The organism is Paenibacillus sp. LS1, from assembly GCF_026013365.1.
Lineage (GTDB): Bacteria > Bacillota > Bacilli > Paenibacillales > Paenibacillaceae > Paenibacillus.
On the sequence record NZ_JAPDOE010000001.1, the window covers coordinates 617,436 to 634,844 of the forward strand.

A 17,409-nucleotide genomic window follows, 5' to 3' on the forward strand; every position below is an offset into this window, starting at 1 on the left:
CTACTAGAAAGTTGGATTAAAATATGTGGATGGTGTCATGCCATACTTGCGTTTGAATTGCGCTGAGAAGTGACTCGTTTTATTAAAACCAACCGCTGCAGCCGCCGTAGTCACGTTCATCTGTCTGGTCTCCAGCAGGTAATACGCTGCCTCTAGTCTTTGCTCAATGACATACGCATGTACAGGAAGACCGAACAATTGCTTGAATCCTTTTTTTAGCTTAAATTCATTCAGACACACTTGTCTAGAGAGCCCTTCAAGAGTTGGCGGATGTGCCAGATTCACATCGAGAATCTGCTTCGCCTGTTGCAAGCTGGATAGGTCCGTCCGGGACAACCCATCCTGATTCGCAGGTAACTGGCGCTCCAGAATGCATTCACTGAAATATACTGCGAGCAGCTCAAGTGCTTTTCCGTTTAAATACAGTTGTTTCAGTTCTCCCGAGTACGGGCATTGTGTCATCTCGTTAACAATTCGAATCATCGTGGGTGTCATCTTCGCATTATAGAAACCTCCCCCACTTCCAGCGATGGCTGTCATGAGCTGCTGTATGGGAAGCTGCTGCATCATTCCACTGATCGGTGTCTGATCCAACTTCAACGTAAATCCTTTGAAGTGCTGCTGTAATCCAAAATCACACGTACTGCTCGTATATCGACTGCCATATGCAGAACTTTCCTGGGTATGTACATGGAATTCCCCCAGCTTGCCATCAATGTTCCATGATATGCTCTCACCAATGCAGAAGCTTAACTTGATACTGTCATCCTGCTCCAGACTGCTAAAAGCGGTTGGTCGGTGGAATATCGCATCACTATACACGAGTTCCATAGAGGGATGAATGCGATTCAACTGCCAGTAACCCTGACCAATCTCTTCAGGAATATGAATGATTCGTTCAGCAGAGCTGCTTTGGTAAAATGTATTTAATCTCGCTGCCAATGCACAGCGCTGATCTTCTTTATTTTGAATGGCGTACCATGTCTCTGACACCTTGGATTGCATCTGACTTCTCCTCTCGTTGTCTGTTGTTTCAGCTAATTATATAAGAAAGAAGCCATATTGGACATATGGCCTCGAAGAGATGATTACACACAATCACATATGAAAAGCGTTCTGGAACGCTATCTCAACAATAGCTTGAAAATAAGTCATAACACATACCTACTCGTACTATACGTACCGTTCCAGTTCCCGCTGACCAAGTAACTCCAGATGTTTGTCGACGGGGTCGTGCAATGTCAAAGTTCTCGCATTCCGGTAATACATGTCGAAGTTATTGTCCCGCGTAGCTGCCCTTGCCCCCATCACCTGAAATAAGGAACTGCTCACCTCCAACGCAGCTTCGGTCGCTATTATCTTCGCTTGGGAGGCTGCGATCTGAACGGTCTCCCGCAGTTCTGGTTGGTCATACGAGGCACCAAGCACCCGCGAAGCCTGAAGCACCAATTCTCGCGCAGCGGCAATCCGGGCCGAGCATTCTCCCAATCGAACTCTGACGATAGAACTGTCCTTAGGTGCTATTCCATCTGTTGACCAAGAGCGGGAACGTTCATGGACATAAGCAATAGCTTCCCGATACGCCCCCATGGCAATACCGGTAAATTGTGCGGCAAAATGAATGTTGAACTGGGCGGAGAAAAAAGAATCTACCGTGCCATAGCTCCCTGGTTCACCGATAAGATGCTCTGTCGGGATGTGCACGTTATCCGCCAGCACTTGTCCACTTCCGGTTCCACGCTGCCCAATGCCGTTCCAATCATCCACGATGGTGATGCCGCTGCTCGTCAGATCCACAAGTGGCATGACATATCGCTCATTCTGGCTTCCCTCTGTATCAGCTAAGACCGAGCGCCAGAACGCCCATTTTGCACCGGGAGAGCCGGTAGCGAAGATTTTGGTTCCATTTAGTACATAACCATCCTTGTTCTGTCGTAGCTCACTTTCTAACTTGAATCGGTCTTTACCCGACTCACTTCCGAAACTCGCGAACCAATGCCCTGCACGTGCCTCTTCAAAAAAGAACTCCTGCTGCTTGGCAGACCCCAGTGCATGAACCAACTGAACGCCCGTATTATGCAGTGTGAATACTTGAGAAGTGGACGAGCACCAGGATGCCAGTTCCATGAGGATGAGCGGGATCATCTCAACGTCCCCGGCGTATCCTGCTCCCCAACCGCCCATTGCAGTCGGAACAGCAAGCACTGCTAGACCCGAATCCGCCAAAGCTTGCATCGATTCAAACGGATATATCCCTTCTTGGTCAATCCGCTTGGCATGTACACCAATGACCTGCTGACCCAGTTCTCTCACTTTGGCGAGCAAGTCTTGCTGGGAAGCAGAGTACAAATAACGTTCAGCATTGATCCGCGGTTCACTATATTTTCTAGCCTGCATCTTGTTTCCCTCCAGTGACCTGTACCTTATGTCTGACGTACGCCGACTCGATAATCTGAACCCGGATGATGCGCAGGCAGGAGGGCCTGCCCTTTTCCAAATAACCGTTCACGGAAGGTTCCTTCCTCATACTCCTCTTTGAATATACCTCTTCTCTGCAGAACAGGAACAACCAGGTCCACAAAATCAACATAGGATTGGGGCAGCACATAGGGCTCCAGATTGAAACCGTCCAACCCTGTGAACTCCACCCAATGTTCGATCTGATCCGCTACATCTTCCGGCGTGCCTATAACGGTCAAGCCACGAAATCCTTTTTGCAGAAAATCATCAATCACTTCCTGTACCTTCTTCTTGTCCTTGCTATGCTTCGTGAAGCGGTCTGTATGTGTCTGTCCCATCTCGGTATGAATATTCTCGAAGTATGCATCCGGATCGAGCGCAGTCAGGTCTATACCTGTTACCCCTGCATAACTCGCCAGTGTCGCTTCACGGCTCTGGTAACTTAAGTACTCCTCATGTTTGCGCTGTGCTTCTTCCCGTGTAGGAGCAACAACAACAGAGAGTCCGGTAAAAATCTTGATTTGTTCCGGGTCTCTGCCAAAAGCAGCCGCCCGGCGGCGAATATCCTGTATCTGATCCCGCAGCACTTCAAGTGTCGGAGCTTTCAGGAACACTCCCTCAGCATGTTTGGCGGCAAAGGCTCTCCCCCGCTCCGAGCTTCCAGCTTGAAATAGTACTGGCGTTCTTTGCGGCGATGGCGTCGCTGCATGATAACCCGCAGAGCGGAAATACGTTCCTTCATGCTCCACCTTATGAACCTTCCCAGGATCAGCGAATACTCGGTTGTTACGATCCACGAGCAGTGCATCTTCTTCCCAGCTTCCTTCCAGGTACTTGTAGCTTACCTCCATATATTCCTCTGCCCGGTCATATCGTTCATCATGTGGAATGAACTCGTCCTTGCCGAACAGATCGCCGGCGGAACTGTTACTCGTAGTTACGATATTCCAGCCGACCCTTCCTTGGGTCAGATGATCAAGGGTGGAGAATCGGCGTGCATTCGCATAAGGGGGCTCATATGTGGTTGACGTTGTCATCGTGAAGGCCAGATGCTGGGTTGATACAGCCAGCGCGGGAATCAGCAGCATCGGATCATTGGACGGGGTGCCCGCAGCTTCGCGGAAAGCCAGCTCTTTTCCCTTTTTGGGATAACCATACGTATCGGCAAAAAACATAAAGTCGAACTTGCCCCGTTCCAGAATTCGGGCAATATTGATCCAATAGTTCACATCGTTATAGTTAACCCGATGCTGCTGCGGATGGGCCCAGATGCCTTGTGTCAGATGATTGACACCGTTGACCTCGAATACGCCCAAATGGATTTTTTTCATGCTCAGTCAGCTCCTTCATACATCAAAATATAGTACGGATGGTGATCATCCGCCGGGAAACTTGTGCGTAACACACATTTATTTAGAACTTTCGCTCAAAGCCTATTCACCTTGTCGTATTAACCTCATTGGACATGAGGATTAGTTTCTGATTTCTGATTGGCATCCGTAACCGTACATGTCATCTACTGCTCATCTATACCCATCGCAGCATGATGACAAGCCACCCAATGTCCTTCCTTCACCGAACGCTTTACTGGAACGATACTTCGGCATTGTTCATCCGCGAGCGGACAACGGGTATGAAACGCACAGCCAGATATCGTTTCAAGCGGCGAAGGCATATCCGTATCCGTTACAACGGAAGGCCGCTTCATGGACGGATCAGGAATCGGGACGGCGGACAGCAACAGTTGGGTATAGGGATGCCGCGGCGAATGAAACAGACTCTCGGTATCGGCCTCTTCCACCAGTTTCCCGAGATACATCACACCGATTCGGTCCGAAATATGCCTCACTATGGCTATATCATGAGCAATGAACAGATAGGTCAGATCCATCTCCCGCTGGAGCTTTCGCATCAGGTTAATGATCTGTGCCTGAATAATCACATCAAGGGCCGACACGGGTTCATCACAGATCACCAGCTTGGGATTCAGAATCAACGCACGCGCAAGTCCAATCCGCTGACGCTGCCCTCCCGATAACTGATGAGGAAGTGAGTAGTAATGCTCATCTTGCAGACCAACTGCTTGCAGCATCTTCAGCGCCGAACGAGTTCGTTCCTCAGGCTTACCGATCCGGTGAATGACCAGTGCTTCCTCCAATGCCTCTCCCACCGTAATCCGGGGATTCAGTGATGAATAGGGGTCTTGGAAAATCATTTGCATCTCCTGCCGATACGCTCGCATCCGGCGACGGGACAATCGGTGAATTGGCTGGCCGCGATATCGAATCTCACCGTCCTGCGATGACAGGAGGCGCAACACCGTTTTGCCAAGCGTGCTTTTGCCACAACCCGATTCGCCCACCAGACCATAGGTCTCGCCTTCGTAGATGTTCAGGGATACGTCATCCACGGCTTTGACCTGTTGCTTGCGATAGCTGGTTTTGCTTTTGATTGAGTAATAGGTTCTGAGTCCTGTGATTTGAAGTAACGGCTCTTGCGATCGCGTCTGTGAATCCGGGGTCGCCATCTATCTCACCTCCTGTAACGGAATCGTATCCGCATACCAGCAACGTACGGAACTATCCGCATCCGCAAGCTGGCGAAGCGGTGGCATGTCCGTATGGCATTTCGCATCTGCATACGCACAACGGGAAGCGAAGCGGCAGCCGGACGGGATGTGATGGAGCGAAGGTACACTGCCTTCAATCACAGGCATGTTCTGCTTCCGATCTCCATCGATCCTTGGTAACGACTGAAGCAGTCCAATGGAATACGGATGACGGGGACGCTTGAACAAGGTAGCCACGCTAGCCGTTTCCACAATCTGACCAAGATATATCACTGCAACACGATGACAGGATTCAGCAACGACTCCCAGATCGTGAGTGATGAGCATAAGTCCCATCTGTTCCTGCACACATATGTCCACAACCAATCGCATGATCTGTGCCTGAATGGTCACATCGAGAGCTGTTGTCGGTTCGTCGGCAATCAACAGTTTAGGACGGCAGGCTAATGCCATGGCGATCATAATTCGTTGCCGCATGCCGCCTGAAAGTTGATGTGGGTACTGGTTCACTCGCTGCTCCGGGGATGAGATACCCGTCATTTTCAACAAAGCGATGACCCGTTCGCGGGCCTGACGCCGATCCATCTTTTGGTGTAGCCGCAATGCTTCCATAATCTGATCTCCGATCGTATACACCGGATTCAAGGAGCTGAGCGGGTCCTGAAAAATCATGGCGATGTCATTCCCCCGTACAGCCTGCATCTGCCGTTCAGAGAGCTGAAGCAGGTTGGTGCCTGAGAGGCGAATCTCTCCTTCGTATTCAACCTCCCGCTTCTCATCGAACAATCGTAATACGGATTGGGCGGTAACACTTTTACCACAACCGGATTCGCCGACCACGCCTACAATTTCGCCTTTCTGCAAAGTCATGGACAACCCGTCCACCGAAGTGACCTGCCCCTGTGGCGTATGGAATCGGGTAACCAGTTCCCTGATGTCCAGTAGCGGTTCTTCTACAGAATCAACAGTCACATCAACGACATTCATATCAGACACCTCCCTTGCGAGTTGGCATCCATGCTCTGAAGCCAAACTTGTTTTTCTTCGGTTTCTTTACAGCGGCAGCGGTGTGGGGATCAAGCATGTCACGCAGGCCATCACCAAGCAGATTCATAGCCAGTACCGTCAGAATGAGCGCAAACCCGGGGAATAACGTCATCCACCAGGAGTTGAAAATAAACATTTTGGCCTCGGACAATTGATTGCCCAGGCTTGGCGTAGGCGCCGGAATGCCGGCACCGAGAAAACTCAATGCCGCTTCCACAATGATAGATTCCGCAAATACAAAACTCGCCTGCACCACCAACGCCGGTAGCGCATTCGGTGCCAGATGCCGCCAGATGATCCGAAGGTTCGATGCCCCAAGTACCTCCATGGCCTCGATGTATGTCTGCTCCCGAGTCACGATGGCAACTGACCGAACAATTCGTGCGACCGCCGGAATGAACACGATGATCAGACAGATCGTCAAGTTTTGCATACTTGGACCGAGTGCAGCCATAATGGCGATAGCCAGCAGAATAGCAGGAAAGGCGTAGAGTGCATCCATCACCCGCATCAGAATCTGATCCAACCACTTATACATGCTGGAGTACAGCCCTACGACAAGACCGATGACTGAAGCAATCAGGGCAACCACGATTCCGATCTGGGCTGAATTCCGAGTTCCATGAACCACACGTGACAGAATATCCCGTCCAAAATTATCCGTTCCGAACCAGTGCTGCGCTCCTGGAGCCGTCAGGCGTCTGACAATATCAACCTCCAGTGGCTGGTAGGTGATAATCCACGGCCCAACCAGGCTCACGAAGAGCACAAGCAAGGTCAAGCCTATTCCCCAGACAGCCGATGCATTGGACAGAATCTGCCTGAAGGCCTGCCTGCGCCGAACAGATCGAAAATGCTGTCTTTGAAGTCTTATATGTTGAATCTCCGTATCAGCCATGGATTGCCTCCTCTCGGGTTGTTTTTGTTTTCGTTATTGTTCAAGCCGTACTCGCGGATCAACGACCGCATACAGCAAGTCGACGATCAGATTAACCAACACATAAATCAATGCAATGAACAGCACAACGCCCTGAATAACGGCATAATCCCTCCGCTCAACCGAATGAACAAGCAGCTGACCAATGCCTGGGATGTTAAATATGGTTTCAATAACAGCTGCACCTGCCAGCAGGGTACCGAAAGTCCCTCCGATGACCGTAATGACTGGAATAAGTGCATTTCGCAGAATATGCTTGTAGACCAGCCTTCTCCGGCTTACGCCTTTGGACCTCGCTGTCTTGACGTAGCCCTGATTCATGACCTCAAGAACGGATAATCGCACCATACGGGCAATAATGGACGACATGACAAGACCGATGGAGATGGCAGGCAGTACCAGATGACGCAGAAAGGGAATCATTCCGGACTGGATCGAGGCATAACCTGACACCGGCAGCCACTTCAGTTGAACGGCGAACAACAACACCAGGAACAGACTGAGCAGAAAACCGGGAATCGTAATCCCGAGTAGCGAATAGACGGTTAACAGCTTGTCTGCCCAACCTCCACGGTTCATCGCTGCACTGATCCCGAGCGGAATGGCAATCAGTACACTGAACACCATCGCCAGAATGCTTAGGGAAAGCGTAGGTTGAATATACTCTCCAATCGCGGAAGCCACTGATTTCCCCAGAAAATAGGACTCACCCAAATTACCGGACAAGGCTCCGGATACCCAGATAACGTATTGTTCGAGTAATGGAGCATCCAGACCCATTTGTGAGCGAAGCGCAGAGATTGTCTGTTCATCCGCACCATCGCCCAGCATGACACGGGCCGGGTCACCGGGAATCAGATAGACGATTAGAAAAACAACCACGGACATGATAAACAGTGTAGGAATGAGCGCCCCAATCCTTTTGATAATGTAAATGGTCACCGATTCACCTTCTTTCGGGACAATGCGTCAACCGCGGACCAGAACCTCAGCAATTGAAGGCTCCATTCCGCGGTGCGCATCCGGTTATTTTTGCGATACACGGGTGTTGGCGAGATTCGGAATACCATACAGTGTCGTTAATCCTTCGATGTTCTTCCGAATGGCACTGTATTTGTACACATCACCGATCTTAATCGCAGCAAGATAAGTCCATTCATAAGCCTGAAGCTCATCGTTAGCGGCTTGAATGTCCTCATCACTCTGAGCAGCAGTAGCCTTGGAGAGGAGTTCAGCAAGCTTCGCATCGTCCGCGAATCCGTAAGTTGGATTCAGATATAACAATTGTGATGGTGTGGAAGGTACGATGAACGGTCCCAGATAGATGTCCCAGGCGCCGGCATCTGCACGTTTGGTGAGCATCGTGGCATAGTCATAGATATCGATCTGGGTCTTCACTCCAATGCTCTCCAGCTGGGATTGCAGCATTAATGTGGCACTGTAGAAGGTTCCCGTATCCTTGGTCGTGAGCAGACGTACCACTTCTCCGTTATACCCCGCATCTTGAAGCAGCTGCTTCGCCTTGTCCGGGTTGTTCTGGTTATACGCCTCACTACCCGCTTCGCTGTACCACTTGGTATTCTCTGTATACATATAGCTCGGATTCAGACGATACAACTCTGGTGTGGACGTAATACCCAGCAGAATATCTTCCGCATTGATTACAGCAGCCACAGCCTCCCGATTTTTCAGATTGGAGAACAGAGGTGACTTCTTGTTGAAGACCAGATTGAAGTCTGTCGAGAGATCTTTCACCAGGCTGATCTCGGGATCATTCTCCACTTGCGGCAAGTTATCGACACCAATGTCGATATAATCAAAATCGCCAGCCAAGAAGGACGAGAAGCGCGTAGCATTATCTGTAGCCAAAGTGAAGTAAACATCATTCACCAGTGCTTCCTTATGTCCGGAGAAACCATCAGCTGGTGTGTCCACCGGCTTGAAATCGTCAAATTTGCTAACATGAACGTACTGATCCGTTTTCCATTCCACGAATTTGAACGGTCCTGTGCCGATGTACTCTTTGACTCCCTCAGGACCTGCTGCATCCACAATCTCTTTTGGCATGATCGCAGCAAAGTTCAGCACATGGCTCAACTGGGCCAGAATATCGTTTTTAGGTTCGTTAAGCTTCAGCTGCACAGTGTAGTCATCCACGACGTTAAACGTCGACTCTCCAAAAGAACTCTTGGCACGTGGCGCCAGATCCTTCCAGCGATTCAGTGAAGCCGTCACGTCTTCAGCTTTCATCTCCTTGCCATTGTGGAACAGTACACCTTGGCGAAGATGGAAAGTGTAATCCTTGCCGTCCTCGCTGACCTCATAAGATTCCGCCAGATTCGGTACGGGCTCGTATTTGGAATTGAAGGCGAATAAACCTTCATAGATATTCAATCCAATAGTGGCATTACTTCCCCCCAGGGACAGATGCGGGTCCAAGGTTGGTATCGTTTGGGTGAGTGGAAATTTAAGTTCGGTTGCAGCCGCAGCGGCCGGGGTGTCTCCTGAAGCCGAGTCTGATCCGGAACCTGTCTCTGTACTGCTGCCTCCACTGGAGCAACCAGCCAGGAGCAGAACGGCAACCAGTGCCATGATCCATACTCGGTGGTGAATGATTCTCTGAACTAACGTTTTCATAAAAATCCCCCTTTGATTATAGATAACGGACTTTTCCAACAACATATATAAGTATTCTTATTTATTTAATCGGATTAAAGGCTGCTATACATCATGACAAACGTTTTGTGTACGTTCGTATGATCAGGAAGCTGTTGGATATAAGTTGACTCAGGTTTCGTTCCACTCAAGCAGACTCTCTGCAATCTTGACGTACACCAGAACACCAATGGGCAGCGCTTCTTCATCAATAGCGAATTTGGGATGGTGATGCGGAAAGACAATGTCCTGATCCACGTTGCCCGCCCCAATGTTAATGAACGTACCTGGAACGACCTGCTGATACGCTGAGAAATCCTCTCCACCCATGCCTGGCTGCACATATTCGATCGCATCCTGTCCCAGCACGCCAACAATGATGTCTTCCACACGACGCGTCAGCGCTTCATCGTTCACGACAGGATGATAACCCCATACATAATCCAAGGTGACCTCGGCACCATGCGCATGGGCGATACCTTCAGCGATTCGGCGAAGCTGTACCGGCGCCTCTTCGCGGATTTGTGCGTTAAAGCTACGTACTGTACCCTTGATGACCACTTGATCTGGAATAACATTATGGGATGATCCACCCGTGAATTGCGTAACCGATACAACCAGTCGCTCCAATGGATCGGTGTAACGGGACACGATGTGCTGTAGATTCGTTACGATCTGGGCCCCGATGGAGATCGTATCTACCGAGCGATGCGAGAAGCCTGCATGCCCACCATAGCCTTGTACCGTCAGTGTAAAATTATCTGGCGAAGCCATCATCTCCCCATAGACGATGCCCACTTTTCCAATCGGCAATAGGGAAGCCAGATGCTGTCCCACAATCCAGTCGACACCATCCAGAACACCTGCTTCGACAAGCTCTATAGCTCCACCGGGAGGACTTTCCTCCGCATGCTGGAAGATGAAGCGAATCTCACCATGCAGCTGTTCCTTTCGTTCTGCGAAAATGCGGGCTGTAGCGAGCAGCATAGCGGTGTGACCGTCATGGCCACAAGCATGCATCACACCTGGGCGAGTCGATACATAATCACTTTCTGTCGCCTCGGTAATCGGTAGTGCGTCGATATCCGCACGCAGGGCGAGCGTTTTGCCCGGTTTGCTTCCAATCAGTCTGGCTATAACACTGGTCGGTGTAGGGCGACTGATCTCGAGTCCGGCAAACGTCCGAAGAGTGTTATCAATATATTGAGCTGTCTCTGCCTCCTGAAAGGATAACTCAGGATATTGATGAAAATGCCTCCGCCATGCAATGGTCTGTTCGCGTATTTCGGAAGGTAACTTTTGCAAAATATTGAAAAGGGTCATCATTCATCCTCCTTCGGAATGTAAACATGCTTTTGCTCTCTCAGACTATTATCATTCAGCTGTGATTCTTACTATTCCCGTTCATAGGCAGCGAGAGCATTGACACGATGTGCAATGGCTGCGCCTGCTTTGAGTGCACTGGCAACCAGAATGGTCTCAGCGAGCTCTTCGAGCGTAACACCTTCCGCCTTAGCTTTGCGTGTAAAGATCTCGATGCTGTACGCATTACCGGTCACATGACTGGCCCCAACAGCGATCAGGAGCTTGTCTTTCACACCGATTCGTTCAGGTACGAGCGTACGGTTGATATACTCCACAAAAGACGTATACAACCCTTCATTCGTTTCCTCCAGCCGCTCAATCCGTTCAATGTGGTCCAATGCATACAGTTCGGTATTCGCTTCTTCGTTATATGCATTCCAGGTGTGAATTGAATTGTAAAAGGCTGAGTGTGCATTGATGGCTGCAGCTACTGCAACAGCTTCGAGCAACTCTTCGAACGTAGCTTCTTGTCCTTTGGCTTTGCCGACGTGAGCTTCGATGCAATATGGGCATCCGGTAATGTGTGCTGCTGCCACAGCGATGTACTCCTTCACTTTAACGGTCAGTGCGCCTTCTGCGAATGTCTGTTTGTTAAATTCTCCAAAGGCTTGAAAAGCTTCAGGTGCATAAGCAAACAGTTTGGTAGAAGCTGCGGGAGTTGGACGTGTATACAAATTTTGAGTCATGGTAAAGCCTCCTGTGACATAACGGACTCAATTAAAAGGTATTCCTACTGTTTTAATTGGATATCTGCTATAATAATTGAAAATGTCGGACATGTATAATTGAAAAACATAAATCTCTAATTTATAAATTTTAATACGAGAGGGTTGAACGCTTTGGAAATCCGGCTCATCAAGACATTTCAGGCCATTGTGAAATACGGTAATTTTCAACGCGCCGCTGAAGCTCTTCAATATTCGCAACCTACAATTACGATGCAAATTAAAAAGCTGGAGGAAGAGCTGGGCATGAAACTCTTCGAACGCGGCAAAACGATTACCCTGACCAGCGCGGGCCGGCTGCTGAACGAACGTGCAGATCTGTTATTGAGAGAATACGATGAACTCAATGTCGCCCTGACCGATTTCATGCATGGGGATGCAGGCATCATTCGGATCGGTGCATCGGAGCCTTCGGCTAGCAGCCGTCTGCCGGAGATTTTACGCCGTTTCTCCGAACAAAAGCCCAAGGTTCAGGTGCAGGTCAGAATCAGCACAACCAAAGATTTGATGCGCATGTTATTGGATGATGAGATTGATATCGCACTGTGCAATGAAGCCGAACCTCATATCCAGCTGGATTTCCAGCCCCTTCTATATGAAGAAATTACATTGCTTTTGCCCGCCTCGCATCCCCTTCAACATAAACAAGAAATACATCTGAAAGACCTGAAGGGCGAAACCTTTCTGTTGACTCCGGGAACTTGCTCGTTCCGTATTCGGATTGAAGAAATGATCAGTAGCCAGATTGGACAATTACAGCGGAGCCCGATTCTGGTGGACGGCATCACGGTATTGAAATATTTTGTACAGGCCAATATGGGGATCGCTCTGGCTCCGGTTGTTGCGGTCTCACCTCCAATTCCCGGCACGATCACTCGCCCGGTTCGAAATCTCATGAATGGTCCTAGGCTTGGTGTGTTAACCCGGAAGAACAGCTCAACCTCAAGCAAGATCACCGAGGAACTTGTGGATGAAATCAAACGTCTACGGACAATTCCAGATGAACCTGTCATGGCTCAATCTCTTTAAATGTAATGCTATAGCATCAGAGTAATCACCAGAAGACCCGTTCTTTTCGGAACGGGTTTAATTTTGTAATTTGTTTTTTATAAATGGTGAATTTACATTTTTCAATTGTACAAAATCGGGGTATTCCTATAAGCTCACTTGAAAGTACTCAGAACGGTTGAGCCTACTTGTATGCATCGAAAGGAGTTCTTCTAATTATGAAAAAAATACATCTGGGTGTATTCGACATCCATACTCCGAATCAAATGACCCAAGGCCTATGGGCCCACCCTGCCAATCAGAGCCATCACTATAATCGTCTGGATTTATGGATTGAATTGGTCCAGATTCTGGAGCGTGGCAAATTCGACTTTATATTTTTTGCAGACTCTTACGGTTATCCGGAATTAAAGCCTGAGCTCGCATACCGTGAAGCCGTATACACCCCTTCCAATGATCCCATGCTGGCGCTCTCCGCTCTTGCGTCACATACAAAACATCTGGGTTTTGTCACTACAGCTTCTCCCACGTATGAACAGCCCTTCCCGAATGCGAGACGCTTCTCAACGCTCGACCATTTGACACAGGGCCGCATTGGATGGAATGTGGTAGCTACAGGTGGAACAAGCGGCGCCGCCGCCTTTGGCAGAGATCAGGTGCTGAACCATCAGGAGAGATATGATCAGGCCGAGGATTTCATGGAGGTGAGTTATAAACTGCTGGAAGGAAGCTGGGAAGATGATGCTGTCGTTGTGGATAAAGCCAGTCGGTTATACGCCAGAGCGGACAAAATTCATGTTGTTGATCACGAAGGTCCCTATTTCCGGCTAAAAGCCACTCACGCAAGTGAACCCTCCATTCAGCGCACGCCCGTTCTATTCCAGGCAGGAAGCTCGGATCGGGGACGGGATTTTGCGGCCAAGCATGCCGAAGGTGTATTTCTGAAAGCACCTACGATAGAAGCACTCAAAGCACAAGTGGATGACATCAGACGTAGAGCAGTTCAACATGGAAGGCAGCCTCATCACATCAAAATATTTACCGGGCTATCGGCTATTGTTGGTCATACCCGCGAAGAGGCCACGAAAAAGTATGAGGAGTATCGTACATACCGAAGCAGGGAAGCAGCACTGCTCACCTATCAGTCCTCGACAGGCATTGATCTGACGGCACTTGATCCGAATGCGCCATTCACCGGAATCAAAACGGAGCAAGGCCGTTCCCACACCGAACGTTACACGAAGCATGCAGCGCATATTCCAACGGTAGGCCAAGTCATGGATGATTTTGCAGGCAAGGAATACAGGGGAATTGTCAGTGTAGGTACTGCTGAAGAGATTGCAGATGAGATGCAGCGTTGGGTGGAGGATACGGGGATTGACGGATTTAATCTGGAGCGATACATTCTGCCTCAGACCCATCTGGATTTTGTCGATCTGGTCGTTCCAGAATTACAGAAACGCGGCATGTTCCGAACTGAATATGAAGAAGATACGCTGCGCGAAAGATTATTTGGCAAAAACATCACACGACTGCCCGATGATCATCCAGGTGCTGCATACCGTTATTTCCCAGCAAATTCGAATCGATGAAGCTTTCTTACCACTCGTTAAATAGTCATATATATAACTTATGATCTTACTTATAATGCATGTTCAAAAAAATCTAATTTCCGTACCCAGAAAAGGGGATGAATTTAGTTTTTTAAGACGGCTTCTTCGTATTCCTCTTTTTAACCATGACAGTTGTTGTAAAAGGCAGCTTGCGTTGATCGCAAGCTACCTTTTTTAGTCTCATTACACATCAAAAGCCCCTCAACTATTGTTGAGAAGCTTCAATTTTGACACTCTCATAGTGAATACTCACATATGGAATGCATTCCAGAATGAACCTTCTGTATCAATGATATCTTTGATCTGGACGAAAGGAATCGTAAACGTTGGAAATCCTGCCGCGTAGGGAGCGATATCATATGGATTGAAATAGAGATGCAGAGCATCTGCTGTAACAAAGAACGGCTGATCCGCACTAATCCCCGTATAGGTGTCTGGAAACACATACGAGTATTGAGGATCATTTTTGATCTGATCTCCCACAATCTGGCTCAACACTTTTACATAGTCACTATTTGGCTTAAATAAATCTTTCAGCTCATACAACTGACCATTCGTCAGATTAATGATTGCATAGATCATCGTAGGCATACCGTGTGCAGCACCCGCCGGATAGTTATAACCTGTGAGTTGCAGTTGCAGCAATTGCTGCTGATAGAACGTAATATCAAAATCCCCTGTATACGTGTAATCCAGCTGCTGATCGGCAGGGATTGGTTTAACCTGAGACAGCTGCTTCAACTTGGCATTCAGCGCAAGCTGCTCCGCTTGGTTTGTCAATCCCTCCACCTGCGGATAATATACGAGATAATCCCTGTTCGGTTTGTACTTCTCTTCGCGTACACGGTACGGCGTATGAAGAGGAACGATCGTCTTTTGCCGCCAGATGACCTGACCGGCGCGGTTCACATAAGATAAGCGCTGGTCTACATACGCCTTAATTAGATCTGGTGCCACAACTTCTAGCGTACCCGAACCTTCTACATGGGGATATCCAGTGGCAGGTCTGCCACTCAGATCCAGCAGGTAGGTCTGTCTGCCATCCGATGCGGAAGCAAGGCCGTTTTTGTAATTGCCCACATCACGATAAACGAACTCTGTAAGCCTTCTACCGCTGGTATCTGCAATCGCATACACAGAGCCGATATAAGGCTGCTCCGGGTTAATCGCTTGCCCCAGCGCATAACGATGCTCGCCTAGTTCGCGGATGTCATTATAGGCAGGTTGAATGATAAATGATCCTTGCGTATTAATGACACCATAGTTCGATTTGTAATCCTCTGCTGTATTAACAATCGCTTGCCCGTCGCTAAAAGGAAATGCCGATGAAAACTTGGGCTGAATGCGAATATTACCCCGTTCGTCGATGTACCCGTATTTGCCCGAGGCCTCTTTTTGAAAAGCGAGCAGTCCATCTCCTAATGGTCCCACATAAGCAAATGGATACGTCGCAAGCCGATGTCCATTGCGATTAATGAGCGCATATTCATTGTCCTTGATCTGCACAACCGCTTTGCCATCTTGAAAATCGTTCGCTGACACGAACTGTGCCGGAATCACCTCATTGCCTGAGGCATCCAGATAACCATACAGACTCACCGATCCATCTGTCTGACCAGGATTAGAATCGTAAAACAGCGCTCGGCCGTCCTTCATATTCGAGATATACGAGTATGGACGTTTGGTCAGGACCGTGCCTTGTTCATTAATCATCTTAAATCCTTGAGAATCAATCACCATCGCCCGTTCTTCAGAAAAGGAATTGATGGAATCGTATACAGGTTGAACGACATACTGCCCTTGAAGATTAATCACACCGGCATGGCCGTCCTTCACAACCACAGCTAATCCATTGGGCTGAAACGCTTGCGCGTCATCCAGAACCGGCTCTAGCCGAACATGTCCCTGTGCATCCATATACCCCCAACGAGTCCCACTCGTGGTTCGAACAGAGATCGGATATAACCATGTCGCAACCCTGGCATGACTTATAGGGACCATCGCCTGCTTAATTTTCTTTTCCAGCTCTTGTAGTACCTCTCTGGAAGGATACGCTTCCGGGAAACTGAGTGCCTTCTGAACGGAAACCAGTGCTGCCGGATACTGGCCTGCGTGGAACTGAGCATCCGCAAGGTAATACCAATAAAAGATATAATCAGGGTAATGCTGAGTTAATTGCTCGTAATATTGCACCACTTTGGGATAGTAGGCTGCATATACGTCCGGGGCGGGAACCCATTTCCCATTCTGCCATCGGATAATCTCCACGCGGTAGGCTTCTCCTGTGTCATGAATCCAGAGTGCAATCTCCACTTTCCCATCTCGGCCATGCGGACCAGGCATATCTATAATCTCTGCATAGCTATAATATAGATCGTCAGGGGCCAGATCTTTGAGCCCTGATTCGGTCCACTCATACACAGCGAGCTTAGACCAGATCGCACCAATTCGCCAACCGATGATCAGATTGTTCCTTGCTGTTGAGGTTACAGGGGCTGCAGTCATTAAAGTTACCCCATACCCCAATCCCTTGATTAGTGCCATCTTGATCCAATGTGCTTGAACAAATTTCAGAATGAGCAGGTACAGCTCACCATTCAACTGGTAGACTGTAGCAATCTCCGGCATACCGTCACCAGTAAGGTCTGCCGCGTAGATCGCTGGATGTTGAACAGGTTTATCAATGGTGACGACTGTTGCACCAGCCGGAATATGTTGATTCACAATTTGCGTTAACAGCGGTTCGCTCATGGACATCTCAGTTTCCTCCCTTATGACCGCATTCGCCTAATGGTATGCGTCATAAATCGGGATATGACATCAGAACGAATATAACTGAGAACAATTGAAATTCTCATCCTTTTTCTAAACAAACATTAAATGAAGATATTTTTCGATCTGTAATACATCGAATTCCAGAATAGCAAAAAAGATTTGCAGTGGTCTTGTGGCCTTCTGCAAATCTTCTTATCTTCTATAATTCATCTTATTTACTACATCATATCGCTTCATGTGCCTTCGCTTCGATTA

At 48.7% G+C, this 17,409-nt stretch carries 13 protein-coding genes; 2 read left to right on the forward strand and 11 right to left on the reverse strand.

All coding sequences use genetic code 11. The annotated features are described in order from the left end of the window. Nucleotides 1–3 precede the first annotated feature (3 nt). From OM416_RS02465 to OM416_RS02510, 10 genes are all read right to left on the reverse strand, one after another. Complete coding sequence (locus OM416_RS02465; RefSeq protein ID WP_264926665.1) at nt 4–1,005, reverse strand: helix-turn-helix transcriptional regulator; 1,002 nt, start codon at nt 1,003–1,005, stop codon at nt 4–6. Nucleotides 1,006–1,173: 168 nt separating this feature from the next. Further along, nucleotides 1,174–2,397 (reverse strand): acyl-CoA dehydrogenase family protein, encoded by a 1,224-nt coding sequence (locus tag OM416_RS02470; RefSeq protein WP_264926666.1) that lies wholly within the window; start codon nt 2,395–2,397, stop codon nt 1,174–1,176. 26 nt (nt 2,398–2,423) lie between these two features. Continuing rightward, nucleotides 2,424–3,791, reverse strand: a complete 1,368-nt coding sequence (locus tag OM416_RS02475; protein ID WP_264926667.1) for an LLM class flavin-dependent oxidoreductase — start codon at nt 3,789–3,791, stop codon at nt 2,424–2,426. Nucleotides 3,792–3,976: 185 nt separating this feature from the next. Beyond that, complete coding sequence (locus OM416_RS02480) at nt 3,977–4,987, reverse strand: ABC transporter ATP-binding protein (RefSeq protein WP_264926668.1); 1,011 nt, start codon at nt 4,985–4,987, stop codon at nt 3,977–3,979. Beyond that, complete coding sequence (locus OM416_RS02485; RefSeq protein WP_264926669.1) at nt 4,988–6,016, reverse strand: ABC transporter ATP-binding protein; 1,029 nt, start codon at nt 6,014–6,016, stop codon at nt 4,988–4,990. A gap of 1 nt (nt 6,017) precedes the next feature. Further along, complete coding sequence (locus OM416_RS02490; protein ID WP_264926670.1) at nt 6,018–6,974, reverse strand: ABC transporter permease; 957 nt, start codon at nt 6,972–6,974, stop codon at nt 6,018–6,020. Nucleotides 6,975–7,007: 33 nt separating this feature from the next. Continuing rightward, complete coding sequence (locus OM416_RS02495) at nt 7,008–7,955, reverse strand: ABC transporter permease (RefSeq protein ID WP_264926671.1); 948 nt, start codon at nt 7,953–7,955, stop codon at nt 7,008–7,010. Nucleotides 7,956–8,039: 84 nt separating this feature from the next. Further along, on the reverse strand, nt 8,040–9,650 hold the full coding sequence (locus OM416_RS02500) for an ABC transporter substrate-binding protein (RefSeq protein WP_264926672.1): 1,611 nt from the start codon (nt 9,648–9,650) through the stop codon (nt 8,040–8,042). Between the two features lie 150 nt (nt 9,651–9,800). Next, entirely contained in the window at nt 9,801–10,991 is a 1,191-nt protein-coding gene (locus OM416_RS02505) for an amidohydrolase (protein WP_264928777.1), read from the reverse strand. 71 nt (nt 10,992–11,062) lie between these two features. Further along, nucleotides 11,063–11,719, reverse strand: a complete 657-nt coding sequence (locus tag OM416_RS02510) for a carboxymuconolactone decarboxylase family protein (protein ID WP_264926673.1) — start codon at nt 11,717–11,719, stop codon at nt 11,063–11,065. Between the two features lie 153 nt (nt 11,720–11,872). On the opposite strand from OM416_RS02510, the gene OM416_RS02515 reads away from it, so the two are divergent. Further along, a complete protein-coding gene (locus OM416_RS02515; protein WP_264926674.1) occupies nt 11,873–12,787 on the forward strand; it encodes a LysR family transcriptional regulator in 915 nt (304 codons plus the stop codon). Between the two features lie 197 nt (nt 12,788–12,984). Beyond that, nucleotides 12,985–14,358, forward strand: a complete 1,374-nt coding sequence (locus OM416_RS02520) for an LLM class flavin-dependent oxidoreductase (RefSeq protein ID WP_264926675.1) — start codon at nt 12,985–12,987, stop codon at nt 14,356–14,358. Between the two features lie 270 nt (nt 14,359–14,628). Here the strand turns inward: OM416_RS02520 and OM416_RS02525 are convergent, their stop codons facing one another. After that, a complete protein-coding gene (locus tag OM416_RS02525) occupies nt 14,629–17,136 on the reverse strand; it encodes a WG repeat-containing protein (protein WP_264926676.1) in 2,508 nt (835 codons plus the stop codon). Between the last annotated feature and the right edge of the window lie 273 nt (nt 17,137–17,409).